Raw genomic sequence first — 23832 nt, 5'->3', positions numbered from 1 at the left:
CGCGTTTACGGTCGTTCAAATTGTCTCGGCCTCAAACCCTGGATAGACAAATGCGCCTTCGATCGTTCTGCAATCGCTCTCGGCAACCCCTGCCGCGCGGGCAACGTCATACCATCGTGACCGTACGATATTTGTCATATCTTTTATGATCGTCAGAGCCTCCTCCTTGCTCAAAAGAAAACGATTGCATTGAGTGAGAAAATTGCTCGCGCGAGCTATTCTTCCCTGATCTCCACAAATTAGAGCGAGGTCACGTTGTTTGACGCTTACTGGTGTCGACGGCGTGAGATCGTACGCGGGCGATAATTTCCAGCTACGGCCTTTTGCCAACGCAGCGTGGTTCCGTGGATGGTCATCAGTGTTGGAGATAAGTGCGTTAAAGCACATGCGCTTGAATAGTTCATGTGCTTGCCGTTGTGGTTCGGTGCATACGCGGCGCAATTCTTCAACGAGCAAAATGTATGACCAAATGTCACGAGAACGGTGACTGTCCTCTGCGCGCAGCAGAGTCAATCCGCTCACCATCCTCGCCCTAAGGTATCCATCTTCGCATTTTTCGCGGTCAAACCTCTTCACGAGAAGGACATCGCGACTGCCGACTGACGTGATCCGACTGTCGGACGTGATCAGACCGCATTCACGACCGAGTAAAAGCATCGCATGCTCCACCCGAGCTTGGTTCCAGCGATCATCGGTGCGGTTGAATTTTGCCAGCCACAGTTGGTCTTCATCTTCTACAACCGCCTTGGGCCTTGCGCCGCCCATGGATGTTCCAAGAAGTAAGATTTTTTCGATCTGCTCACGTTCTGGGGTTTCTTCAACCTCGTCGTCATGCACGATGGCATCGGCAATCTCCTGCAATTGCGCAAGGTCAATGGTCTTGTTGAAATTACGAAGTGGAGCGGGTGGGTCTACGTTTAAGCCGAATCCCAGTGCCCCTGCTCGGTCGTCTGGGGAGTGGAGCAAGTAGTCCATTTCTCCTAAGGGCGCTTTTCCAACGTATTTCTCAATCAGACGGCGCCCCCAATGGTCCGGCCCAGCGTCGCGCAGTGATCCGAAGATACCGCCCAATGCAGCTGTTTCATAAGTTCTGGCGGCGATTTTCAGTTCGGCTGGATCGATCTCAACAGCATCAGGGTTGTCGCGGTAATTCCGTCCGTAGACAAATTGCCCAACATTTATACCACGCCGGTCCTTCTTCAGAGAAAAGCGGCCTGCAGTTATAGGCGCGGTCTTTTCCGGAAGTGTTATATAGACGTAGCAGTCTGTGGGGTTTGCTTTAGAAGTTGTCATCGAGCGAAGTTCCCTGTCTCGATCGTTGAGGCGCGCGCGCACGTTCGAGTGCCAATCCCTCATCATCAGTCTCGGGATCGGCAACCAGAGAAAGTTGTTCCGTAAGCCCATAAGCCCAGAGTAGCGCTGCATATACCGCTATAGTCGTGGAGGGCTTTCCCCTCTCCGCGTCTGATACAATGTGGCGGTGTACGCCAATTTTCTCGCCGACTTCCTCAGCTGTCAGGTTTCTGCGGAGGCGTGCTGTACGCAGGTTTGCCCCTAGCACTTTTAAATTCTGCTCCACTTGATAGGGAGGCGCTGATAGCAACGGACTTTTGGCCACCATGTCGTTTTAAGGCTCCGTTATCTCGGTTTATGTCGTCTCAAGGGTACACATACGCCAACTCCCTCGCCTGGTCAACAAATGTCGCCTTAAGTAGCCATAAAGCCGCACAATGTAGCCTTAAGGCTACACGACAGGCTTGCGGCAACAGCATGTTAGCGTGACGTGGGCGAAAGCGTCTGTGTCAAGGACCTTGCATGCCGCCGTTCAGCTCCTGCGACGTCACTGGTGAACCGCGGTTTGGATTTGCAAACAGCGAAGCGGGAAGAAAAAGACAAGTACGCAAAGGGGCGATTAATAACTTTGCCAGCCATCTGTCGATCCGTTGTAAGGGCACTCGCTATGAAGCGCGCGAAGGTTGCCCTTGCACGCAAACTCGGTGTCGTTCTTCACCGCATGTGGGTGGATGCGACGGACTTTCGCTGGAGCGCAGGCCCTATGGCGGCATAAGGAGAGCTAAGTGATTGATGCGGGCAAGTACAAGGCTTGCATCTGATGAGGTCCCGTCGCTGGGACGCAGGCTTGGCAAGGTCGTGTGTAGTGCTGTGACCGCTTCGGCGACGCACGCCTCCTAGATTGACCTGTCGGCTTGTTGATCTGATGGCATAGCGTGGCAGTCTTCGTGCTGACCACGGACAGAAGCATGACCTCGGCGACGAGATAATCATTCAGGGGGACTTGACGATCGAAGGCCCATTACGGAGGCATTACAAATCCCGACGAACCGGGCAGACCCCTCTCGAAAGACGGATCAGTGAAATTTGCGAGACACGAGTGCGATGTGGATATCGCCGCGTGCATGTCCACTTGCGCCGCGACGGATGGAACATCAATATGAAGAAGACACGCAGGATGTACGGCGAGTTAGGCCTTTAGTTGCGCAATAAGCTCCCCAAGCGCCGGGTCAAGGCAAAGCTCCGAGATGACCGCCAGGTTGCCACTGGTCCGAACAATGTCTGGGCCATGGACTTCGTGCAAGACCAGCTCGCGACGGGTACGAAACTGCGCATCCTGCCCTGCCCTTTCAGTAGCTTTCGCATAAGGCGTTTGGCTGCCTTGCTGTTGCGGCTCTGCATCAGCACGTCGAGAACGAAGTCATTCTGATCGGTAACCCGCCACAGCCATATTTCCTACCACCAATGGAAATCACAACCTCATCAAGGTGGCATTTGTCACCGACCTTTCGGCGGATCGCCTACGGATTTGGCTCGCAAAATGGCGGCCGAACTTTTCTGCCCAGAGACGGATGGTCTGGTGCGAGACGATGATCCCACGTGCTGCCAGCAGATCATCGACCATACGCAAACTGAGCGGAAGACGAAGATAAAGCCAGACGGCGTGGGCAATCACTTCACCCGGAATCCGGTGGCGGCGATAAAGGGAATCTCGAACGGCTTGTGCAACCCTGCAGGATCGCACTGGCCGAGCGCCGACCGGTTAACTTTACGGTACCCGCTCAGCTGTCGAGGGTGTGAGAAGTGTTGATTGGCGCGCCAATGTTATTGGTCAGTGGAGGATAATTGCATTGCTCGTTGCCATTGTCATGGCGGATGGTAACATCGATGCTGCACACGCTGAACGCACGATAGCATACGGCTTCATCCGAAGAATGATGGTAAAACGGTGCAACATTTGGAGAGGGCATCTGCATGCCTCAAGCCCCCGGGAAATCTAAGAAAGTTCCAACGAAGCCGGCAGCCGGCGCAGCGAAGACCAAAACCCCGAAGACGAATGTATCCTCCCCCCCGCCAACTGGGACGGTGGGCTCATGGGAGGATGATCCTGAATCAGCCGTGAGCCTGACGGTGCCCATACCGGACCTTTCAAAGCCACCCCTCGCGTTCTCGTTCCCTGCGGGGGGGCCACCGCCTGCCATCTACGCGCACGGGACGTATGAGTTCCGTTACTGGGCCACGGCGGCCGCGCTAAGGCGTGGCGCCGACTATTGGGCGAAGCGGGTACCGCTGTCACAATGGCACGGCGGGCCGAGCCTCCAGGTCGTGCTCGAGAAGGATTTCGACCTCGACGCCAACTACGACCGGACGGCGTTGAACTTCTTCTACGGTCCGGGTGTGATGGGAACAGTATTCACCTGCGAGAGTGCTGACGTAAGCTGTCATGAGATGGGGCACGCCGTGCTTGACGCTTTCAAGCCGCAGCTTTGGGGCTTCGCCAACAAGGAGGCCGCAGCCTTTCACGAGTCCTTTGGCGACATCAGCGCCTTGCTGTCGGCTATCCAGATTCCTTCTTTGCGCACCGCGATTGTTACGGCGAATGGCGGAAACGTGTACACGAAGTCGCGCCTTTCGAGGCTTGCGGAGCAACTCGGAAGCGCTCTGCGTGCTCAGGATCCCGATCTGGCCGAGGTGGACTGCCTGCGCAGTGCGGTCAACTCGTTCAACTACCAGGACCCGGCGACGCTCCCGAACACTGCAGCCATGTCGTGCCTCTCGTCTGAGCCGCATTCCTTCTCACGCATTTTCACGGGCGCCTTCTTCGAGATCCTTGGGGTTTCGCTTACCGCGAAGGCGGTTACGCCGGAGGCACCAACAGAAGCGGAGCTGCTTACCGTCGCCGATGACCTCGCAGGATTTCTCGTTCAAGGTATCAAGTGTTCGCCCGTCGTTTCCAACTGGTACGCCCACGTCGCTGCGAAAATGGTGATTGCCGCCCAGGCAGACCCAACCTACTCGTCGATCGCAAGGGGCGTATTCGTGGGGAGACACATCCTTTCCCTACAATGCGCGTCTTCTCTCTTGGAGATATCGCAAGTCAAGTCCCTCGAAGCGGCGGCAGAACCGGCTACGCATGAGCCCCTGTCAATAGCCGGGCTACCGGCGTCGCAATATGGCATCGACGGCATGCTCTTTGTGGAGGTCGCATCCGAGCCGCGCGAATTTAGTGTGACGTCCGCGGGGTTCAATGCCGAGCCAGTCGCCCCCCCGAGCGGAACGGCGGCGGCCAAGGCCTTCGTCGACGACCTCTTCATGCGTGGCCAGATCGACTACGGCACCGTTGTCGCCCCGGAACGCTGGCTAGTCCGCAACCACAAGACCAAGACCCACGCACTGGTCAAGGTCGACGGGGGAGCACGTCTTGAGCGCCGGTTTTTCAACTGCGGTCTCTGTGCGCGGGGCGTCAGCCGCTAGAAAGGAACGGCGGGCGGCGCGGGAAAGAAAATCGCCGGACCAAACCGCCGCGGGTGACCGGCCGCCCGCGACAAAGGCAGGCTGCACCCCGATCTGACATCCCCTATCTTTGCTAGGGATCAGACGAAAGCAAATCAAGTGACCGTTTTGCTCTTTCCTCCCACGACTTGGCTCCCTGATCGCGTGCGAAAGAGATCGCCTCCTGAAACGATCCCCTGGCTTGAGTGGCGAGGCCCGTCTGGCGTAGCAGTTCTCCTCTTAAACGAAGCAACTCGGGCATGTAGTAGTGCTCACCGGTACGCTCTGCGAGACTAAGCCCTTGGCCGATGGCCGCTGTCGCCTCCTCAATCCGCCCCATTCGCAGATAGCTATCAGTCAGCACGCCCAGATAGCATGTCTTGTCGACCTCTTGATCACCCATGTTGTCGCAGATGTGCTGCATCTGCGCGAGGCCGGAGGCGTCTTGGCGAAATACGGCCTTGGCCCACCCGGAAAAAAACGATGCGAAGTTGAGCCAAAGCTGAAATCCGTTGCGTGTCGCGAGCGGTACGAGTTCGTCCACAAGCCTCTCGAGCGTCGCGGCATCCTGACGAAGAGACATCAGTATGCAACCGTTGCCCAGATACGCAGCGAGGCGATAATCCGCTTGTCCGCGGGCCTCCATTTCCGCCGCGCTGAACAGTTCCATGGCCGCATCGACCTCTCCAAGTATTTGCAGCGTCCACGAGAGATAGAGCATCGACATGCTGGGAAAGTCACTGCCGATTTCATGGGAATGCTCACGGTGATCGAGGGCCTCCAGCAACGCCTCTCTTGCTTCAGGAAACCTGCCACGCGCAAAAGCGCACATCCCACCGAACTGCAGTCCGAGCACAAGGGCCCTGGTGTTGCCATCCGTGCGGCCAATTTCCTTGAGCTGGTTGCTAGCCCATTCCGCGTCGGAGAACCGGGCGGAATTGAACGAGGTTCCGAACAGGCCGTCCAGGGCCCGGATCGCCGCCTCCGGATCTCCGGTGGCCTCGCTAAGCCGCATGACGTTCCGGTACGCGTCGCTGCCGTCCCCGGTCATGTATCCGTATGCCGCGTAGAGGACGTCGCCCCTTTCGAGTTCGAGGGTCAGCTCCTTACTGTCGCGCCCAGTCGATGGCGGCATTCTGCGCATACATTCGACCCCTTTCGAGAACATGTTCGCAGCCTCGACCTTTGCCCACGTTGCCCCAAGCTTCCTGCCTGCTCTCAGCCAGTAGTCGGCGGCGCGCTCGAACTGCGTTGCCTCGTGGTAATGCTGGGCAAGGATCTCGGGATGCTCCGCGACCGTCCTCGGTTCAACAACCTCGATCGCCTTGGCAACGAGGGCATGAAGCTCCCGCCGTCGGCCTCGAAGCAGCGCCGCCTGGGCAGCCTCCTGCAACAAACTGTGGGAGAAGGAGTAGCGGGGCCAACTGCCGAAAGGTTGTGGCGCGATGAGCCCGACGGCGACAAGGCGTTCAATCTGCGGCCGCAGCAACTCGCTCGAGAGGCCGACGACATGAGCGAGCGTCCTCAGATCGAATTCCCGGCCAATCACGGCTGCAGTCTGCGCGACCGTCTTGACCGCGCCGAGCTTGTCCAGCCGGGACATGAGCGCCGACTGGAGTGAAATGGGGACGGCTAGTTCGCCATCCGTCTCTGCCCCGGATGGGCCGGACGAATGGGAAGCCAGCATGAGAGCCGACCGGGCGAGTTCCTCGAGGTAAAGGGGAACACCTTCAGCTTTGCTGAGAAGCGTTGAGACAACGCCGGAAGACAGATGGCCCCCTTCGACAACATTCTGGACGAACTCGCCAGCCTCCTCGCGGGAAAACCGTTCGAGAGCAAGATGCACCGTAACGGCTTTGTCGAACTCAGCTTTCGTGTGGCTCTCGCGCGAGGTCACCAGGAGGAGCACCGGAAACTGCGCGATCCCGTAAGCGAGCGTCTGAAGGAGCTTGCCCGAGGACGGATCGATCCATTGTTCGTCCTCTACGAAAAACATCAAAGGGCCAGCCCGCGCCAATTGCCGAAGCCAGTCAGAAAACACTTGGCTGATCGCGGCCTCCTGTTCGGGCGAGGCAAGCCTGGACGGTTCGTATTCCGGTTCAACCGCCAGAAGCCGTGTGAAAATCGGATACGAAACAGATAAGGGGACAGTGCTGGCCGATAGAGCGGCCCGCAGCCGTTCCGACGGCACCGGCGCGTCCTCCGTAATGCCAGCCTCCTGCTTAAGCAGACTCAGGAACGGGAAGAGTGCGCTGTTGGTGAAGCCGGGGGCGCACTGTGCAACGAGTGCCTTCGATCCGAAATAGCGTCTTCCAACCTCGTGGAGCAGACGCGATTTACCGATCCCCGGCTCGCCGCTCACCAACGCGACGCGCCCATGACAGTCAGCCCGCACGGCGTCCCACAGGGCCTCGACTGCCTGCAGCTCGCTCTTCCTCCCGACCAACGGCGTCGACCGAAGTTCCCCCGCAAAGCGGTATTGCCTCGCAATCGGCTTGAGAGCGCGCCGGATGTGGATGGGAGCACTAAAGCCTTTCAAGGTCTTCTCGCCGACATCGGCGTATTCGAAGGCGCCCGACGCTGTTTGGTACGTGTTCTCGTCGACGTAGATGCCGTTCGGTTCGGCTATTGCCTGAAGTCGGTGCGCGAGGTTCGGGACGTGCCCGAACGCTACCGTCGAAATCCCGGCAGGCGCACCCTCAATATCACCGACGACGACAAGACCGCTTGCAACGCCGATCCTCACGCCAAGGTGCGAACCGTCCGGCGTCTCTATCTGCGGGACAGCCGCCACAATGTCGAGCGCTAGGTGTATCGCACGCTCTGCATCATTCTCCTCTGCCGCCGGAAAGCCAAACAGGACCTGCAGCGCGTCGCCGACATAATTGGCGACGAAGCCCCCGTGCGACCGTGCAAGCCCACTGCATCGCGAGAGGAATGTCTGTGTCAGCTGGCTGAAATCCTCGGGGTCGAGCCTGGAGGCATATTCGGTCGAACCGACCATGTCTCCAATCAGGATTGTCAATTGCCTGCGTTCGACTGGAGTGCGATCCCCTCCGCGCTGCCGCACCGAACTGGCGATCGCTGCAAGCAGTTTGCGGCGAGGCCCCATGGGGACGCCAAGTTCGCGCAGATCCCGATCAGAAAGTAGCGCGAGCGTGTCGAAGTCGATCTGCGCATCAACGAATTTCTCCGCCAAATGCCGCAGCCCGATCTCGGTCAACCATGTGGTGATGTCGCTCATCGCCGAATCAACTCAGTTGAAATAGAACCGCAACTCAACTTGCGCATTTCTTTAGTTCAAGCTAATATCCTAACCGATGTCATACAACAACTTGAGTTTATTCTAAGCGTGTCCGCATGGTGTGGACGCGTATACTTGTAGTGCTGCGAGAACGTTTGGTACGATCCGTTGGTAGCGCCTGGCATCGAATAACGTAGGGGACAAGACGGAACGAACCTCGGCAGGTAGCACGGAGGGGGTCGACGTGAGAGCATATCAGATTTTCCGGGCTGTAGCCCTTTTATCGTTGCTGGCAGCCTGGCCTGCATTTGCTGCCAACGAATGCCCCGGGCCAAACGAGACGCCCTGGAGGGATTACCGCAACGGGGCATTAACCGCGCCCACGCCGGAGGAACGGCGTGACGTGATAGACCTGCTCTCCCAATATGCATGGACGATGGACAACCGCGATTTCATCGGATTGGCCGCACTGTTCACCAAGACAGGGCGGTACTTCCACTGCGACCCAGGCAATGCGAATGCCGTTCTTGCCATTTCGGCAGGATCGTTGGCCAAGCAATTCGAGACGCTGTTCGCGAATCTCGCCGCTACGAACTCCAGCGCTACCCGGGTGCTGAGCAGCATCCTGATTGGGAAGAGGGAAGACGACACCTTCCAGGTTGCTTTGACGGTCCAGGTGAGCATCCAGACGATCGGGGTTGGCGGGGTACACCTCGACTACACAGCCAGGTTATACGCAATCATCAAAAGGGACGGCACTGAGATGTATTTCGAGACCCTCAGGATTGCCCCCTTCCAGTCCGGCATCCAGGCCAGCGCACGCTGATCATCCGCTTGAGCAGTATATGAGGGAAAGAAACGTGGCGCGCCTCGTCCATCTCGCTGCCGCGATTGCGGTCGTTATTGCTCTGCCGATTGGCTGGGGGATTCGCGCTTCGCGGGAGTTGCATGCCGGGCACCTCGAAGAAGTGAGGCCCTTCTCAGTCCGTGACCCAAAAGCCACGGCCGCCGGTACGCGAGCGGGGTCGCCATACGACCTTCTTCTTCAGTGGAATGGCGACGTGTTGTGGGCTCCGGCGACGGCGAGCACCGATCCGGTGACGAAATTCGGCGACGAGGCCAGATCGGTGTTCGGCCCCATGCCGGACGGCGTCTGCACAGGCCCGAACTCGCGGCTGGTCGGTCTGGAGGTTGACGGAAATGCGGTAAGGCTGGAACCAAATCCCTCCAAGGCAGAAAGTCCGCTCGAGTTTGCACACCGCAATACTGACGGCCGCCTGCTGAAGTGGACGGCCGCCGTTGACCGTTGCGACAAACCTTCGCTCGCGGGGGACGTGACTTTCTGTGCAATGAACTCGCGGGTCGGCCGGATCGCCCGTGACCATGTCCAGTGGCTGTTCCTCTGCCGGAAGTCGTCCGAGAGCCTCGAAATCGAGGCGGATTCCTATTGGACGGAGACAGATCCACGGTTTTCCCGGTACAGCGCGATCGGGTTTAACGACATCACGGGCGAAATCGCGTTCCTCGACGGCCGGAAGGACCGCTCCGTCTTCGATTGGAGGGAGCGCTTTCCCGCACCCGGCGGGTCGTCCTATGGCGACTCCGCCGGGCGGCGCGTGGCGAAGGACCTGTACGACGGCAGTGCCAAGGTCGATTGCGTACTCTGTCATGACAACAAAAAGCCAACCGTCATCGATCCGCACATGCAACAGGCGAGGGTCGGCTATTTCCAGGGTAGGCACGATCCGCGCGCCGTGTTCAGCATGGGCAACTTTCTTCCAGCCCGCGTCGCGAGGCAGGACCTGCCGTTCCGCGTGATCGGTTCGGGCTATTCGGCCCTCCATGCGGCCACGCTGCGCGACGCCAGGTCCTTCATGATTGCCGGCCATCCGTGCTCGGACTGCCACAGCCTTACGACGCTGGAGTCGGGACGGCGCTTCGCTGCCGACGCCACTGGGAAAACGCCTGTCATTCCAAACGCGACGATGATGCAGAACGCGGCCATCTTCGCGCAAAAGGTAGCACTCAGGCTGGTGCAGAACCATAGAACCGAATGGGCATCCGCCTCCGGACCGGGCAGGATCAGCCCGTGGATGATACCCGAGCATGGTGGCAACCTATGGAAAGGTGTGCGTGGCCTCAATGACGAGGACTGGTTGCGCCTTAGCCAATGCGCGTGGGGCGCCGGTGGAAGCGAATGCGGGTACAGGCCGCTGTTTACGCAGTGCCCGGCCCCGGGTGGCGGCGGCGATACCTTCGTGCCGACGGACTTTTCGACCGATTTGCGCTTTCGCCCCGCCGCCACGGGCGGCGCGCAAAGGGTCCTGAGCCTTTCTTGGAAGTACCTGAACGGCTACGGCTACGTGCCGGCCCGCGACGATGTACGCTTCAACGTGGCAATCGAGACAATGGACGTGCCGCTGGTCCGCCGACCACCGGCTCAGCAGGAATATCCAACGATTGATGAAGCGAAGGGGATAGGTTTTGCCGCAGCAGCAGCAGGAGGTGTCGGCACCTCAGGATCGGCGACGCTCCTGCAAGACGTTTCCTTCACCGGACATAAAAAGTGGACAGATCCCGCGCCGTCCAACATAGCTCGATTGTATTCGGTCGATGTCCCGGCGGCATGCGGGAAGCGGTATCTTTTTAGGGTCGTGCCCAAGCGCTTCTGCTTCGATAATTCGGACGTCCGGTTCAGCGAAGCAGAATATCTACTCTACAAGGACATAGATTGCGGCATATAGATCGAACGAAGTCGCTACCGAGTCTCGACTCTTTCTTCCGCATCGAGATGGTGTTCTCAAAACTCAAGACGCTGCTGCGAAAGCGAGCGGCCAGCAACTTCGACGCCATCACCCACGCCCTCGACCAAATCTGCGGTCTCTTCTCCCTCACAGAATGCAGAAACTAGTTTAAAGCCGCAGGATATGAGTACGATTAAATGCGACACGCTTTAAATGTAGCACCTCGCTGGTCCAGCTCGAGGGGTTCATGTATGGACGACCTCCGCTTGGCAAGGACTTTTGGTGTGGGTAGCGACTTGGTCGGGTGCAGGCATGTATACGGCCTTTGATTGCGGCCTTTCGATGCCGCTGGCCCTGATGAATTCCGCAGACCTGATCCCATACACTCCAACGCGCTTTTGAGCGCATTAACCCAACGTCGGGTTTTCAGATCCCGGTTCGACCGTTCGCATCACACCATTTGCACCTCACCAATTCCTGTAAGACCCCAAGCTTCTGCATTGGGCTGGGATTGATCGATACCGATCTCCGGACATCATCATTGCCCAGGCGGTCCTGGCCATCTTGTTGGCTAACGCGACCGCCACGACGTTGTGAGGCTTGCGAGCCAACAGATCGGCGACCCATTTCCTACGGCCCTCTCCATCTTTACGGCTGAACCGCAAAACGGCGTGGGCGCCGACGACGAGGAGTTTGCGAACGTAGGGATCACCCTGCTTGCTGATGCGACCCAACCTCTCTTTGCCGCCGCTGGAGCATTGTCGTGGTACAAGCCCAAGCCACGCCGCCATCTGCCGTCCTGACTTGAAGAGCGACGCATCGGCGATCGTTGCCGATAGCGCACTCGCGGTGACCGGCCCCACGCCTGGAATAGTTTCTAGACGGCGGCTCAACTCACTCGTTCGGTGCCACTGGATGATCTCATGGTCCAGATGTTCGATCTGACGGTACAATTCGCGCAGCTGTTCTGTGAGTGGCAAGAGAGCCCGCCGCGTGAAGGTCGGGACAAGGTCATGTTCTTCATCTTCAATGAGACCGATGAGCATGCCGACTCCCGCAGAGCCTTGGCGCATCACAATGCCGAGCTCCGCAAAATGCGCCCGCAATGCATTGATCAACATTGTTCGCTGTCGCACGAGTAGTTCTCGGGCACGATGGAGTATTAGGACGCTTTGTTGCTCTTCACTTTTAACCGGAACGAAGCGCATTGTCGGACGCGTCACCGCCTCACAAATCGCCTCCGCATCGGTCGCGTCGTTCTTCTGCCGTTTTACATAGGGTTTGACATAAGAAACCGGCATCAATCGAACTTCATGGCCAAGATTGATCAGAACGCGGGCCCAGTGGTGGGCAGTGGCACACGCCTCAATCCCAACCAGGCAAGGTGACAGCTGATCAAAAAAGCTGACAACCTCTACTCGACGAAGCTTGCGCTTCAGCACAGCATTGCCATCCTGATCGACGCCGTGAACCTGAAAAACGTGCTTGGCGATATCCAGGCCGACTGTGATAACTTCCTTCATGGACGGTTCTCCCGATTGTGACCTTTGACAGCCACAGTATGCCACAACAGTGTTGGGTGCGGAGGCCGTCCTCATCACTCCAGTACCGGCTCAGTTCTCAGCGGAAATCAACATATGGACAGCCCACAGCTCTGGAGCCGATATGCGCGTCTTCTCCGTAACATGCCGCTCTTACGATAGGGCGGTGCTCCCGCCTAACGTTCGCGAACCAGCGTCACCGCGTAATCGCGATCCCCATCGCTGATCCGGCTGTTCGACGGCCGGCCAATCGGCTCGTGCCGGATCGACTCTTCCGAGAGCGATGACTTCAGTTGGGAAACAATGGCACGGGCACAACGGAGCACGAGCTGGTCATGCCGGCGGATGACACAGTTCAATCGTCAACCGCGAATTCTAAAACGCTGGCCGATCAATCGACCACCATCTGGAACCACATGTCGAGGAGCTTGCTGCGCTTGATCGTGTCACGAAACACGAGAAGCTCTGGGCCGAGTTCGATGCTCTGGAGATTTTCAAGCCCGGCGAAACCTTCGGGATAATTGAAACCGACCTCTGAAAGTGCCGGCTTGCTCACGGGCGAAAGCAGCGCGCGAAGGGCAACCCGTGCGTCGCGTGGTTTAGCCGCCCCCTTCGGGATGAGGACGACCCACGGAACGGCAAGTACGTAATCCTGAGGTGCGATGATCACCATACCCTCCGGCATACTTCCGCCCACAGGCAGTGCGGAAAGTGGAACATTGTACAAGACATCCAAATCCCCCGCATGGAGCGCCTCCATAAGATCATCCGTCGTGTCGTAGATTCGCGCCTTTGCGCCACCAAAGGCACGCATCAGCCGCCAATAGAGTGACGTCCGTATCGAATCCTGCGACGCCAGCAGATAGCTGACATCGTCAATGCCGATATTGACGATCCCGATCCGCCGGGACAGCTGACTGCTGTTCTTCTCCAGGGCCCGCACCAGTTCGATGCGGGTCCGGGGCATTCGTCCGGCAAACGCATCCCGACGCAAGACCATCACCGCGGGGTCCGACCAGAAGCCAAACACTTCATTGCGCCAGTGCGAGGCGGCAACAGCCCCACCCGTCTCATCGGACGCGGCATAACCTTCATTGGCAACGGAAACGGCGATATCCGGCGATGAAAGGAGAGCGATGTCGAAAGGCGCATTGGCGGGTTGTTTTGCAGCTGCGGCAATCTGTGCAGAAGAAAGCCGTTCATAGGAGAGTTTCGCGCCAGGCATGCGGGCTGCCAGCGCTTGGAGCAACGGCTTCAACCGCTCTTCGGTAACGACGCCGGCCACCCGTATCGTTGGCTCCTGAGCGAACACCGCAGTCGGATCAATCCAGCACAGCAGGAAAAGACAGAGCACGGTGTTTCGCGACCAAACGGTCAGACGCTTCACGAGGCATCTCCATCTGCAACGATCGGTAAAGCGACCTCGACGATAAGCCCTCCGCCTGCGCGATCCGCAATGGAAATCGCGCCCCCGAACGCCACCGCAACATCCTTGGCGATAGCAAGGCCAAGGCCCGTGCCCGGATGACGTTCATGCGCGCGTGCAAAACGCTGAAACACCTTACTCTTCGAAGAGTCCGGTATACCCGGTCCCCTGTCCATCACTTGAAGTACCGCGTGACCTTGCCATATGGAAAGGTGCACGCATGTCGGACCAGGGGCATGGATAAAAGCGTTCTCGACGATGTTGCGAACCATTTCCCGGCAGGCGACATGTTCCGCGACGATTGGGACAGGACTTTCCTGCATATTCAGGACCAGAAGTTGCATCAGATTTGCATAGGCACTTTCTGCCTTCAACATCTGCAAGGCATCTTCCGCCGCCTTGCGAAAATCGATGATTTCGCGCTCCTGCGTTTCAAGACGGTGCATCGTCGTTGCGTCGGAGAGCAGCATGTTTGCCAGCAAGCCAGCCTCGCGTGCGTTGTGATAAATCCGGGAAAGCCGTCTTTTGAGGTGCGGGTCTTCGGCCTCGTCAAGCCCGACCTCGGCTTGTGCTTGAATAGCGGCCAGAGGGGTTCGCAATTGATGAGCGGCATCGGCAGTGACACGCTTTACTCCGTCGAGTACCGAACCCAACCGGTCCATGAATTCGTTTAGCGCGGAAACCAGGGCTGAAACCTCGACCGGCACTTCCTTCTCGATACGGCTCAGATCGGATGGGCGCCGCGCCCGCAGGTTGCTTTCAATCAGACGGAGTGGCGAGAACGCCGAGCGCACTGACACGAGAATGAGGCCACCCGATAGAAGTGCAATTGCGACAGCCGGCAGCATTCCCTTGACAGTCAACTCGCCGGCAAGCTCCTGGCGTGCCTCCCTTGTCTCCGCGACCATAACACCGATCCAGCCGCCAGCACCTGTCACCGTGTCGGCACGGTAGCGCTGCACGGAAGCAATCCGCACCGGATTTTCCCGGTAGAGGGCATCATAAAGATGCAGTGCTCGGTCCCTCACGGCCGGTATGTCCAGGCCGAGAATAGGCGAACCTGTGGCAAGGCTGCCATCGGGAGCAGTGACCTTGTAGAAAACACGGTTGAGACGCGACGTTCCAAGAATGGCAAATGCCGAGTACGGAATATCAACAGTCACTTCGCCTTCTTCAATGCCAACAGTATCGGCAATGGCGAGGGCCGATGCTGTCAGTACGCGATCGAAAGCCTCATCCGCCGCACGGCGGGCATAGGCGCGGACCGTCAGGGCAAGCACGCTTCCGATAACAAGGAAAAGGCACACTGTGCTGATCAGCAACCGCCGCTCTATCGACAGGCGCGCCATCAATACACCGCATTGAGCTTGCCGCGCAGCATGTATCCGGCCCCCCGGTGCGTGACGATCTCGACATTGACGGCTTCCAGTTTTTTGCGGACCCGCGAGACAAGCAGTTCGACGGCGTTTGGCGTCCCGGAATCATCGTGGCCAAAGAGCTTTATGTAGAGCCTCTCCTTGCTGACGGTATTGCCCGCATGGGCCGCAAGCATCTCCAGAACCTCGAATTCGCGCCGCCCTAACTCAAGCGGCTCTCCACCCACACGAGCGGCGCGGGCGGACATGTCTACCTCAAGCAGGCCGACCCGGATCAGCGAATTGGCAAGCCCCTGGTGCCGGCGTGTCACCGCCCTCAGCCGCGCCTCGAGTTCGCTGAGATCGAACGGCTTGACGATGTAGTCGTCCGCGCCGAGATCAAGCAGGCTTATCTTGTCATCCAGCTGGTTGCGGGCGGTGGTAACGAGGACCGGCGTTGCCGAATTGCGCCGCCGCAGATGAGCCATCACCTCGAATCCGCTACGGCCGGGAAGGTTGATGTCGAGGACCACGACATCAAACTCGCCATGAATAGCCAACTCCTCCCCCGAGATGCCGTCTTGGGCCAATGTCACATGGTGCCCTGCCCGCGAGAGCTTCGCTTCGATCGCTTCGGCGATATCAACAGAATCTTCTATGACGAGAATACGCATGAGGCTGACAGGACTCTGACAGGAATTTCAGGATAGTCCTCTTCCTATAGCAAGTGCTTTGCCGAACGCGAGACGGTAAACCGCTTCGGGAGGAGAAAAATGAAGTGCCACCGCGCCCTTGCGGCATGCGGAATTCTGATCGCCCTACTATTGATCAGCAGTACCGCAGCTTATGCCGAATCGTGTCATCAACGCGTAGACTTGGACGCGGCCTATTGCGATGCCGACGGTGATCTTGTCGCGGATACGCCGTTGGATACGTCGAAATGGCGAAACCCGGATACACTTGTCTGGGGATTTACCCCCATCGAGGAACCGGCGGTCTATGCGCAACTTTTTCGGCCGTTCACAAGACATCTTGCGGCCTGTCTAAACCGGCAGATCGTTTATTATCCTGTGCAATCGGTTTCAGCCGAGATCGCTGCCATGCGGGCCGGCCGGCTGCATTTTGCCGGTTTTTCCACCGGCCCCACGGTTGCCGCCGTCAACACAGCCGGGGCGGTGCCGTTCGCCACGAAAGGACAGAACGGCGAAGTGCGTGGCTACCATCTGGTTGCAATCGTACGTGCCGGGTCGCCCTACCACATGCTCGCCGACCTGAAAGGCAAACGTGTCGCGCATGTCTCTGCGGGGTCGAATTCCGGCAATCTTGCGCCGCGGGCCTTGTTTCCTGTCAATGGTCTGACGCCCGACATCGACTACAAACCGATCATGTCTGGTGCGCACGACAAGTCCGTTATGGGTGTGGTGTCCGGCGACTACGACATGGCGGCCGTCGCATCGGATGTGCTCCAGCGCCTGGTGGAGCGCGGCGCGGTCGACCCGAAAGCCATACGAGTGTTGTATGAAAGCCCGTTATTTCCAACATCGGCTTTTGCTCACGCCCATGATCTTCATCCCGATCTGACGAAGAAACTGAAAACCTGTTTCTTTGCTTTCCACTTTCCGCCCGAGATGACAGCCGCCTTCAACGGCGACGAGGAGTTCCTGCCGGTCCGCTACGATGCGGCATGGCAGACTGTTCGCGAGGTCGTCGCTGCGGTCGGCGCCTTGCCGGACTGACAAATCTAAAAGACACCCCCTTCCCTTCCGCACGAAACAAGTGAGCCCATGACCCTGCAAAACACTTTGCCGGAGGACCGTCTGCGTCCTCGACCGGCCACACCCTGGAGAAGGCTCTCCTACCTGATGCGCGTCAACAGCGCTGACCCGACACTGCTGCTCAGTCTGCTTCTGCTGGCCGTTTTCTGCTATCTCATTCTTGCCCCGGTCGTTCTGCTGCTCGCCGACGCGATCACGGTGCATTTTGCCGATGTGGCACGCAGCAAGCAGCCGCTCGGCGAGTTTACGGTCTACTATTTGCGCCGTGCGCTGTTCTCGCCGATCTCACGGGATCTGTTCTGGTGCCCGCTGGCCAATACCGCAATCATTTCCGCCGCAGCGATCATCATTGCCTTCCTCGTCGGCGCGCCGATCGGCTGGCTGCTCAGCCGCACGGATCTGATTGGCAAGAAATGGTTCTCGACGGCCCTGCTCGTGCCCTACATGTTGCCGTCCTGGACGTTCGCCCTCGCCTGGCTGACGCTCTTCAAGAACCGCACGACGGGCGGGCTCCCCAGCTGGATGGAGACTTTCGGCTTCACGCCGCCAGACTGGTTTGCCTATGGCGCCCTGCCGATCGCGCTGATCCTTGCGCTGCACTATGCACCTTTCGTCATCCTGTTGTTCGGCAACGCACTCAAGCAATTCGACACGCAGCTTGAGGACGCAGCGCGCAGTCTTGGCGCACGTCCCACCGTCGTGGCAGGCAAGATCATTCTGCCGCTGATGCTGCCCGCGCTCGTTTCAGCCGCAACGCTAATCTTCGCCAAGTGCCTTGGGGATTTCGGCGTTGCCTATGTGCTCGGTGTCCCGGTGGGCTTCGATGTGCTCGCGACATCGCTGTTTCGCGCCATCTCCACCAGCCAGGCAGGCGCCTCCGCAGTGCTTGCCGGCGTCATCGTCGTCATCGGCACGATTTCCGTTATCATCGACATGCGCCTGTTGAAAGAGGCCAAGCGCTTTGTCACCATCGGTTCAAAGGGAGCCATGGTCCGCCAGACCCCGCTGGGAAAATGGCAAGTTCCGACTGTTGTTTGGGCGTTCGCTATGTTTGCCGTTAGTGCGGGCATACCGCTTATCGCTCTGGCGCTGACGACGGTGATGCGGGTACCGGGTTCTTTCAACCTGGACAACTTCACCCTCGATTATTGGATCGGCACCGATCTTGGTACGACTGCCCTGCGTCAGGGCATTCTCCTGACCGGCGAGTTCTGGCTGGCGCTTTGGAACACGGTCTGGATGGTCGGGCTTGCCGCCACCGGCGCCGGGGTGCTCGGATTGCTCGTCGGCTATAGCGTCGTGCGGTCGCCCGTGCGCTTTGTCTCCGTGGGGCTGCGTCAGATCACCTTCCTGCCCTATCTGGTACCCGGCATTGCTTTTGCGGCCGCCTATCTTTCAATGTTCGCCGTCGCGCGTCCGCCGCTGCCGGCGCTCTATGGGACACCATTCATCCTGGTCCTTGCCATCCTGGCCGACCAGATGCCGTTCGCTTCCCGTGCGGGCATTTCTTCGATGATGCAGCTTGGCCGGGACCCCGAGGAGGCTGGGCAGATCGTCGGCGCCGGCTGGTTCCGCCGCATGCGCTCCATCGTCCTGCCAATCCAGCGCGGCGCTCTGGTCTCGGCAATCCTGTTGCCCTTCATCTCCGGCATCAAGGGTCTCAGCCTCGTCGTCGTCCTTGCCGTTCCCGGCACAGACCTCCTCACCACCTACGCAATCCGTCTTGTCGATTATGGCTACAGCCAGGCTGCAAACGCAGTGGTCCTGATGCTCTGCGTCGTCGCCTTCACCGGCACGATGGTCGTCCAGAAAATCGGCAAGAGCAACCTCTCAGACGGGATCGGAGCCAAGTAATGTCCAGCATCACATTGGAAAATATCGGCAAAAGCTACGGCCGCGGCATCCCCGCCGCAATCGGCAATCTCAGCATGGAAATCGGCAAGTCGGAGTTTCTCTGCCTGCTCGGCCCATCCGGCTGCGGCAAGACGACGACGTTGCGCATGATCGCAGGTCTCGAGCACCCGACCGACGGCCGCATTCTCATCGACGGCAAGCCGATCGTTTCAGTGCCGGAAGGCATTTTCACCGTGCCGGAAAAGCGCAACATGGGCCTGGTTTTCCAGAACTACGCCCTTTGGCCGCACATGACGATCCGCCAGAATGTCGAGTTCGGACTGAAGCTGCGCAAGATTGCCACCGCCGAATGCGATGCGACCGTCGACCGGGTCATGACGAAGCTTGGCATCGCAAAATATGCGAACCGCTACCCGGCGCAGCTCTCCGGCGGACAGCAACAGCGCGTGGCACTGGCCCGCATGCTGGCGCTCAACCCATCCATCATCCTGCTCGACGAACCCCTCTCCAACCTCGACGCCAAACTCAGGCTGGAAATGCGCGCGGAATTGAAGCGTATCCACGCGGAAGCCGGATCGACCATCGTCTTCGTCACCCACGATCAGTGGGAAGCGATGACGCTTGCGACGACCATCGCCGTGATGAGCGAGGGCGAACTGCAGCAGGTCGGCACACCTGACGACATCTACGAGCGTCCCGCCAACCGTTTCGTCGCCGAGTTCGTCGGCAGTCTACCGATCAACATCATCGAGATGAATGCGGAGCAATCCAGCCCGCTGCTCGGCTGGCTCAACACGCTTCTCGCACATTTCGGATTAAGCGGCGCCCCGGTCGCCTCCGCCGGCATCCGCCCGGAGGCCGTGCGCCTCGGTTCGCTTGCCGATGACCAAGCCGCACAATGCGCCGCAGGACGCGCAGCCATCGTCGACGTCGTTCCGACGGGCGGTAGCTGGATTGTCGAGCTTGACGTGGACGGAAGTCGCTTTTTTGCGATCGCCACTGAAAACCCACACCGGGCGGCGGGTGAAATTATCCATTTCTGGGTCGAGAGGCAGCATTTGCATCTTTTCGACCAGGAGAAGAAGCGCGTCGCCCTTTGACCGGCACGCGAAAACCAAAGGCAACGGAGGAAAAACATGCCTAAAACACTCATCGGCCTCATGACGGGCGTTTCCGTTCTGGCGATCGGCCTGACAAACGCAATGTCCCAGGAGACCAAGGAAATCGGTATTCCGGATAGCGAATATTCGCTGGAAGCACTTATCGAGGCGGCCAAGAAAGAACCGCCGATTACCGTTATCGACGCAACCGGCAAGATCGTCACGATGGCCGAGAACTTCTCGGCGAAATACGGCCTAAAGGCGACCGGCGTGAAGATGAGCGGCCAGGATCAGGAGCAGATCATCGCCCGTGAAGCGACCGCCGGCAACGTGCGCACCGACGTGTTCAACATGAGCAATCTGCCGTCGGTGACCAGCCAGATCCTCCCGCAGGGCCTTGGCATTTCCTGGCTTGCCCCTGACCTCAAGGACAAGATCCCGGCCGCCTATCAGAGCCCGGCGATCACCAGCAACAATCCGTGGGTTTTCGCCTATAACACCGACGTTCACGGTGAGGCCTGCCCGGTGAGCAATCTCTGGGCATTGACGACCGCGGAGTGGAAGGGACGTGTCGCGATCCCCGATCCGCTTTTGCGCAACGAAACCATGTTCTGGTTCAACCAGATCGCCACAAACGACGACGCCGCGATGCGTGAGGCCTACAAGGCCCAGTTCGGTGAAGAGCTGAAGACCGAGGAAGCAAGTGCCACGGCCGAATGGGTCAAGCGTTTGGCCCAGAACAAGCCGATGGTCACCCGCAGCGATACCGACGTCGGTCCGGTCATTGGCGCTCCTGGCCAGGAAAAGCCGCCGATCGGCTTCCTCAGCGTTGCCATTTTCCGTGACGCCAAGAAGGATGGTTACGGGATGGGCATCTGCAAGGAAATGAAACCTTGGGTCGGTCAGCTCACGCCACGCGTCGCGGTGATCGCAGCCGGCACCAAGAGCCCCAATGCGGCCAAGCTCTTCGCCCGCTTCATGATGACCGAAGAAGGCATGGCGCCGCAGCTCGGCGATGGCAAGATCTCGACCAACATCGAGGCCAAGATGCCGGAGAAAGAAGTATCCGGCATCGCCAAATACGCCGATCTTCTCTACGTGAACCACTCCGAAACCACACCGGATGATTTCGCCAAGCTTCAGGACTGGCAAGATTTCTGGCTGCAGCACTCCCGCTAAGCACCCTTGCCCTACGCCTGTTCAGGCGTGGGGCTTTTCATGTGGCTCTCTCGCAAACACGTTCACGGCCGGAATGGGCGCTACATTTCGGCAAAGAGCATGTCGATGAACCAATCATAGCGGTGGCACAGCCACGGTTCGGGAATTTGCGCATGCACCTCCGGTTTCCAAGTCGACCAACGTCAATCAGACCAGTGCATTGCAGATTTTTGATGCTTACCATGAAGTTCGGCATGCAGGGATCACGGTGGCAAACCGTCAATTCGCGACTTTCCTGCTCGAGTCGCACCGCTAACTCGCGTTCGATCCGGGCTAGAAGCTCAGGCTGCGGCGTAAGCTTGTCCTCGTCTGGCAAGAAGTCGGGGTTAACGGCATTGCGGGAAACGACATCAACAGCGCGTGCGAACATTCCTGACAACCTGCGCTCAAACGGGCATTCCTCTGCCGACAGGCAGTGAACAGCATTGAGTTGATCCACCATCGACGGCCATGCCTTGAGCAAGTCGCATCCTGAAAGATCTGCTGCCGGCACTCCGGGAATGGCTGTAATCACCAGACACGCGCCTTCCTTCTCTTCCCGCCAACTGATCACTTCGGGACACGCCACGCCTCGCCCCTCCAGCCAAGTGAGCCGGTCGCGCTCCTCGGCAAGTTCTATCCGCCGGGCGGCAGGCGCGATTTTTGCGTATGCCTGCGCATCGGCACGTCGAAAAACAGTATTTCCGGATTCTCCACCCCTGACTGGCAACCAGTTAGAGTGCAATCCGTCGAGAGGTGCAAATTTCAAATCCACCCGATCATCCTCTCTTGTAAATTGCTAAATTGCCTCCCCGTCAGGGAAATCACCATCAACGACTCTTGCAAATACAGATCTCGCCAAGATCAGCATTTGGAAGTGACATACTGATGTGGCTCATTGCGAGCGAATGACTTTGAAGATTGCGCAGTGCTCCTCTGCGCCGTACCCTGCCTCTGCAGCGTTCCTAAATAGGCTGGCCGCAAATTCCGGAAACGCGGCACTGATATTCAAATCGTCCGCTATTTCTACAAGTCGGGATATGTCCACACCAACCGACTTGATGGTGCTTTGGGGATCAGCAAATCTGTTACCTGTAATAGCTTGCCCCATGTGGCGCACATCATCTGCAAACATGGGTGACAGGGCAGCGATAGCTTCGCCAAACTCAGCGACATCCATTCCCTCCGCTGCGTACATTGCCGCACCATGGCTGAAACCAATCCAGTGCCCGGCGAAATAGGAAAGCGCCGCATTGAAGAGAATTTTTGCGCGGCCGATGTCAGTTCCGACGTGAGAGAGGTTTGGAGCCAGCAGTTTCAGGATCGGTTCAGCCGAGGTTAGAACGCTTTCCCGTCCGGCAATAACTATCGAAGCTTCAGGTCCACCGATCTGATCAGGCCAAGCCGAAATTGCGCCGTCAAGATAGGTTCCTCCACGGGCCTCCACCCATCGTTCGAGATGGCGAGCTTGCTTCGGCGTGCCTGACGTGAGTTGGACGACTGTCTTTCCTTCAAGAAAATCAGTTCCGTGCGAGCCATCGAGGACGATCGACGTTGCAGCGTAGTCCGACAAGCAGACGATGAGCGTGCTGCTGCTGGCAATAGCAGCGGCCGGCGTTTCCGCCTTCAAGGCGCCGATGCGCTCCAGGGCGTCCGTTTTGCCTTGGCTTCGATTCCAGACCGTGACGCTTTTGCCGGAAGTCACAAGCGTCTTGGCGAGCGCACCGCCCATACGTCCCAGCCCGATCATCGCTACGTCACTCATCATGTCATCCTTGACTTAGATGTTACATAATGTAACTTACAGATTGTAAGTTTCTGCGCAAGGGGGAGATGTGAAGCTGAAGAGAGATATGCGTCGCGAACAGATGCTCGATGTCGCGATGGAAATCGTCCGCAATCAGGGCGCGGATGAACTGACGCTCGGGACCTTGGCCGCAAAAGCAGGGGTCAGTCGTCCGATCGCATACGAACACTTTTCGACCCGGGCCGGCCTTTTGGTTGCGCTGTTCAAGCGGCTGGAGGAAAACTATGTCCACTGGCTCCGCTCTGCTCTCCATGAAACGCCAAATGAGCTCGCCGCCGTAGCTGATATCATCAGCGAAGCGTATTTCAGTTGCCTTGCCCTGTTTGGTCCAGAAGCTCTCGCAATCTCCGCTGCACTAAAAGGGACAGAGGAGATGGCCGCGCAGCAACGGCTCATGATCAACGTATACGTACAGTTGATGTATGATGCCCTCCGGCCGTGCTCCGACCTGGAGGATGAGCACTTTCGTCCCGTGTGTGTCGCTCTTTTAGGCGCAGCGGAGGCCCTTGCCTCCGAGACACAGGCCGGGGCGATCTCCCAGCCGATCGCTACGTCCGTATTAACGTCACTCATCATAAAAGCTGTGGCTGATAGGCCCTGCAAAGCTCGGTGACGTGGCGCTCGCAAAGCGGAGAAAGAACGATGAACTTTGTCAAGGAGCCCAAGAGGCAAGCAGGGTCAACAGTTGCAGCCGGCGACCAAGCTCATTCCTGGCCGGCGTCAATTGAGTGGCGACTAAACAGCACCTCGCCCATGGGTGCTCGGCGCTTTAAGGCTGGCTACCAATGCCTCGACTTGAGCCTACGGCTGCGATCCTTCTCGGGGAACCGTCGACTGGAAGTCGCCTCCATGTTGTTGGAGCAATAGTCTTCACCCCATGACCATATGTTCTGACAAGCTATTCGGCACTTTCCGACCCCACTACCGCCATTCGCAGCAAAGCGGTGAGGGCCCGAAAGCTGCCGTTGTCCGCCCCAGCCGACAACGGCCCTCTTCGGCGAGCT

Annotated in this window: 16 protein-coding genes and 4 pseudogenes; 10 read left to right on the top strand and 10 right to left on the bottom strand. The window is 58.5% G+C overall.

The genetic code is table 11. The features are described from left to right. Positions 1-15: 15 nt before the first annotated feature. Complete coding sequence (locus ASD36_RS13310; protein ID WP_060509318.1) at positions 16-1293, bottom strand: HipA domain-containing protein; 1278 nt, start codon at positions 1291-1293, stop codon at positions 16-18. Beyond that, positions 1280-1621: a helix-turn-helix transcriptional regulator gene (locus ASD36_RS30035; protein ID WP_082562790.1), complete on the bottom strand. Its 342-nt coding sequence runs from the start codon at positions 1619-1621 to the stop codon at positions 1280-1282. Before ASD36_RS30035 ends, ASD36_RS13310 begins: the two co-directional genes overlap by 14 nt. A 339-nt stretch (positions 1622-1960) precedes the next feature. Here ASD36_RS30035 and ASD36_RS30620 point away from each other — a divergent pair. Both ASD36_RS30620 and ASD36_RS13305 read left to right on the top strand, forming a co-directional pair. Beyond that, positions 1961-2068, top strand: a pseudogene (locus tag ASD36_RS30620) (IS110 family transposase); the annotation flags it as partial. A 255-nt stretch (positions 2069-2323) separates the two neighbouring features. Beyond that, positions 2324-2632 (top strand): annotated as a pseudogene (locus ASD36_RS13305) (IS3 family transposase); the annotation flags it as partial. A gap of 8 nt (positions 2633-2640) precedes the next feature. Here the strand turns inward: ASD36_RS13305 and ASD36_RS31425 are convergent. Beyond that, positions 2641-3037 (bottom strand): annotated as a pseudogene (locus ASD36_RS31425) (IS6 family transposase); the annotation flags it as partial. Between the two features lie 374 nt (positions 3038-3411). Between ASD36_RS31425 and ASD36_RS13295 the strand changes: the two are divergent. Further along, on the top strand, positions 3412-4767 hold the full coding sequence (locus ASD36_RS13295) for a hypothetical protein (protein ID WP_244489822.1): 1356 nt from the start codon (positions 3412-3414) through the stop codon (positions 4765-4767). 112 nt (positions 4768-4879) lie between these two features. Here ASD36_RS13295 and ASD36_RS13290 read toward each other — a convergent pair whose 3' ends face one another. Next, entirely contained in the window at positions 4880-8029 is a 3150-nt protein-coding gene (locus ASD36_RS13290) for an adenylate/guanylate cyclase domain-containing protein (RefSeq protein ID WP_060509253.1), read from the bottom strand. Between the two features lie 403 nt (positions 8030-8432). On the opposite strand from ASD36_RS13290, the gene ASD36_RS13285 reads away from it, so the two are divergent. Both ASD36_RS13285 and ASD36_RS13280 read left to right on the top strand, forming a co-directional pair. Beyond that, positions 8433-8855, top strand: coding sequence for a hypothetical protein (locus tag ASD36_RS13285; RefSeq protein ID WP_244489821.1), 423 nt, complete (start codon positions 8433-8435; stop codon positions 8853-8855). A 34-nt stretch (positions 8856-8889) separates the two neighbouring features. Beyond that, entirely contained in the window at positions 8890-10773 is a 1884-nt protein-coding gene (locus ASD36_RS13280; RefSeq protein ID WP_060509249.1) for a hypothetical protein, read from the top strand. A gap of 467 nt (positions 10774-11240) precedes the next feature. Here the strand turns inward: ASD36_RS13280 and ASD36_RS13275 are convergent, their stop codons facing one another. The 4 genes from ASD36_RS13275 to ASD36_RS13260 form a co-directional block, all read right to left on the bottom strand. Then, on the bottom strand, positions 11241-12296 hold the full coding sequence (locus ASD36_RS13275; protein ID WP_060509247.1) for an IS110 family transposase: 1056 nt from the start codon (positions 12294-12296) through the stop codon (positions 11241-11243). Positions 12297-12705: 409 nt separating this feature from the next. Then, entirely contained in the window at positions 12706-13701 is a 996-nt protein-coding gene (locus ASD36_RS13270; protein WP_060509245.1) for a substrate-binding domain-containing protein, read from the bottom strand. After that, positions 13698-15089 (bottom strand): sensor histidine kinase, encoded by a 1392-nt coding sequence (locus ASD36_RS13265; RefSeq protein WP_060509243.1) that lies wholly within the window; start codon positions 15087-15089, stop codon positions 13698-13700. Before ASD36_RS13265 ends, ASD36_RS13270 begins: the two co-directional genes overlap by 4 nt. Next, entirely contained in the window at positions 15089-15769 is a 681-nt protein-coding gene (locus ASD36_RS13260) for a response regulator transcription factor (protein ID WP_060509241.1), read from the bottom strand. Before ASD36_RS13260 ends, ASD36_RS13265 begins: the two co-directional genes overlap by 1 nt. Positions 15770-15868: 99 nt before the next feature. On the opposite strand from ASD36_RS13260, the gene phnD reads away from it, so the two are divergent. The 4 genes from phnD to ASD36_RS13240 all read left to right on the top strand — a co-directional run bounded on the left by phnD (position 15869) and on the right by ASD36_RS13240 (position 21003). After that, positions 15869-16831, top strand: a complete 963-nt coding sequence (gene phnD / locus ASD36_RS13255) for a phosphate/phosphite/phosphonate ABC transporter substrate-binding protein (RefSeq protein WP_060509239.1) — start codon at positions 15869-15871, stop codon at positions 16829-16831. Positions 16832-16957: 126 nt separating this feature from the next. Further along, positions 16958-18724: an iron ABC transporter permease gene (locus tag ASD36_RS13250; RefSeq protein WP_244489828.1), complete on the top strand. Its 1767-nt coding sequence runs from the start codon at positions 16958-16960 to the stop codon at positions 18722-18724. After that, positions 18724-19824, top strand: a complete 1101-nt coding sequence (locus ASD36_RS13245; RefSeq protein ID WP_060509235.1) for an ABC transporter ATP-binding protein — start codon at positions 18724-18726, stop codon at positions 19822-19824. Before ASD36_RS13250 ends, ASD36_RS13245 begins: the two co-directional genes overlap by 1 nt. Before the next feature lie 36 nt (positions 19825-19860). After that, a complete protein-coding gene (locus tag ASD36_RS13240; protein ID WP_060509232.1) occupies positions 19861-21003 on the top strand; it encodes an ABC transporter substrate-binding protein in 1143 nt (380 codons plus the stop codon). A 166-nt stretch (positions 21004-21169) separates the two neighbouring features. On the opposite strand, the pseudogene ASD36_RS30020 reads toward ASD36_RS13240, so the two are convergent. Beyond that, positions 21170-21796 (bottom strand): annotated as a pseudogene (locus tag ASD36_RS30020) (aminoglycoside 3'-phosphotransferase); the annotation flags it as partial. Positions 21797-21916: 120 nt separating this feature from the next. Further along, positions 21917-22786: an NAD(P)-binding domain-containing protein gene (locus ASD36_RS13235; protein WP_060509230.1), complete on the bottom strand. Its 870-nt coding sequence runs from the start codon at positions 22784-22786 to the stop codon at positions 21917-21919. Between the two features lie 88 nt (positions 22787-22874). On the opposite strand from ASD36_RS13235, the gene ASD36_RS13230 reads away from it, so the two are divergent. Then, on the top strand, positions 22875-23441 hold the full coding sequence (locus ASD36_RS13230) for a TetR/AcrR family transcriptional regulator (protein WP_060509228.1): 567 nt from the start codon (positions 22875-22877) through the stop codon (positions 23439-23441). Positions 23442-23832: the final 391 nt, after the last annotated feature.

The sequence above is a fragment of the Rhizobium sp. Root1334 genome (genome assembly GCF_001426665.1).
Lineage (GTDB): Bacteria > Pseudomonadota > Alphaproteobacteria > Rhizobiales > Rhizobiaceae > Pararhizobium.
Note: the sequence above shows the minus strand (reverse complement) of the source record. Positions and strands in the feature narration are given on the sequence as shown.

What these genes read in the sequence shown, in the direction of transcription:
- ASD36_RS13245 (WP_060509235.1), top strand. Translation starts at nt 18,724, where the DNA reads ATGTCCAGCATCACATTGGAAAATATCGGCAAAAGCTACGGCCGCGGC.
- ASD36_RS13250 (WP_244489828.1), top strand. Translation starts at nt 16,958, where the DNA reads ATGCGCGTCAACAGCGCTGACCCGACACTGCTGCTCAGTCTGCTTCTG.
- ASD36_RS13290 (WP_060509253.1), bottom strand. Translation starts at nt 8,029, where the DNA reads ATGAGCGACATCACCACATGGTTGACCGAGATCGGGCTGCGGCATTTG.
- phnD (WP_060509239.1), top strand. Translation starts at nt 15,869, where the DNA reads ATGAAGTGCCACCGCGCCCTTGCGGCATGCGGAATTCTGATCGCCCTA.
- ASD36_RS13230 (WP_060509228.1), top strand. Translation starts at nt 22,875, where the DNA reads ATGCGTCGCGAACAGATGCTCGATGTCGCGATGGAAATCGTCCGCAAT.
- ASD36_RS13260 (WP_060509241.1), bottom strand. Translation starts at nt 15,769, where the DNA reads ATGCGTATTCTCGTCATAGAAGATTCTGTTGATATCGCCGAAGCGATC.
- ASD36_RS30035 (WP_082562790.1), bottom strand. Translation starts at nt 1,621, where the DNA reads ATGGTGGCCAAAAGTCCGTTGCTATCAGCGCCTCCCTATCAAGTGGAG.
- ASD36_RS13310 (WP_060509318.1), bottom strand. Translation starts at nt 1,293, where the DNA reads ATGACAACTTCTAAAGCAAACCCCACAGACTGCTACGTCTATATAACA.
- ASD36_RS13265 (WP_060509243.1), bottom strand. Translation starts at nt 15,089, where the DNA reads ATGGCGCGCCTGTCGATAGAGCGGCGGTTGCTGATCAGCACAGTGTGC.
- ASD36_RS13240 (WP_060509232.1), top strand. Translation starts at nt 19,861, where the DNA reads ATGCCTAAAACACTCATCGGCCTCATGACGGGCGTTTCCGTTCTGGCG.
- ASD36_RS13275 (WP_060509247.1), bottom strand. Translation starts at nt 12,296, where the DNA reads ATGAAGGAAGTTATCACAGTCGGCCTGGATATCGCCAAGCACGTTTTT.
- ASD36_RS13235 (WP_060509230.1), bottom strand. Translation starts at nt 22,786, where the DNA reads ATGAGTGACGTAGCGATGATCGGGCTGGGACGTATGGGCGGTGCGCTC.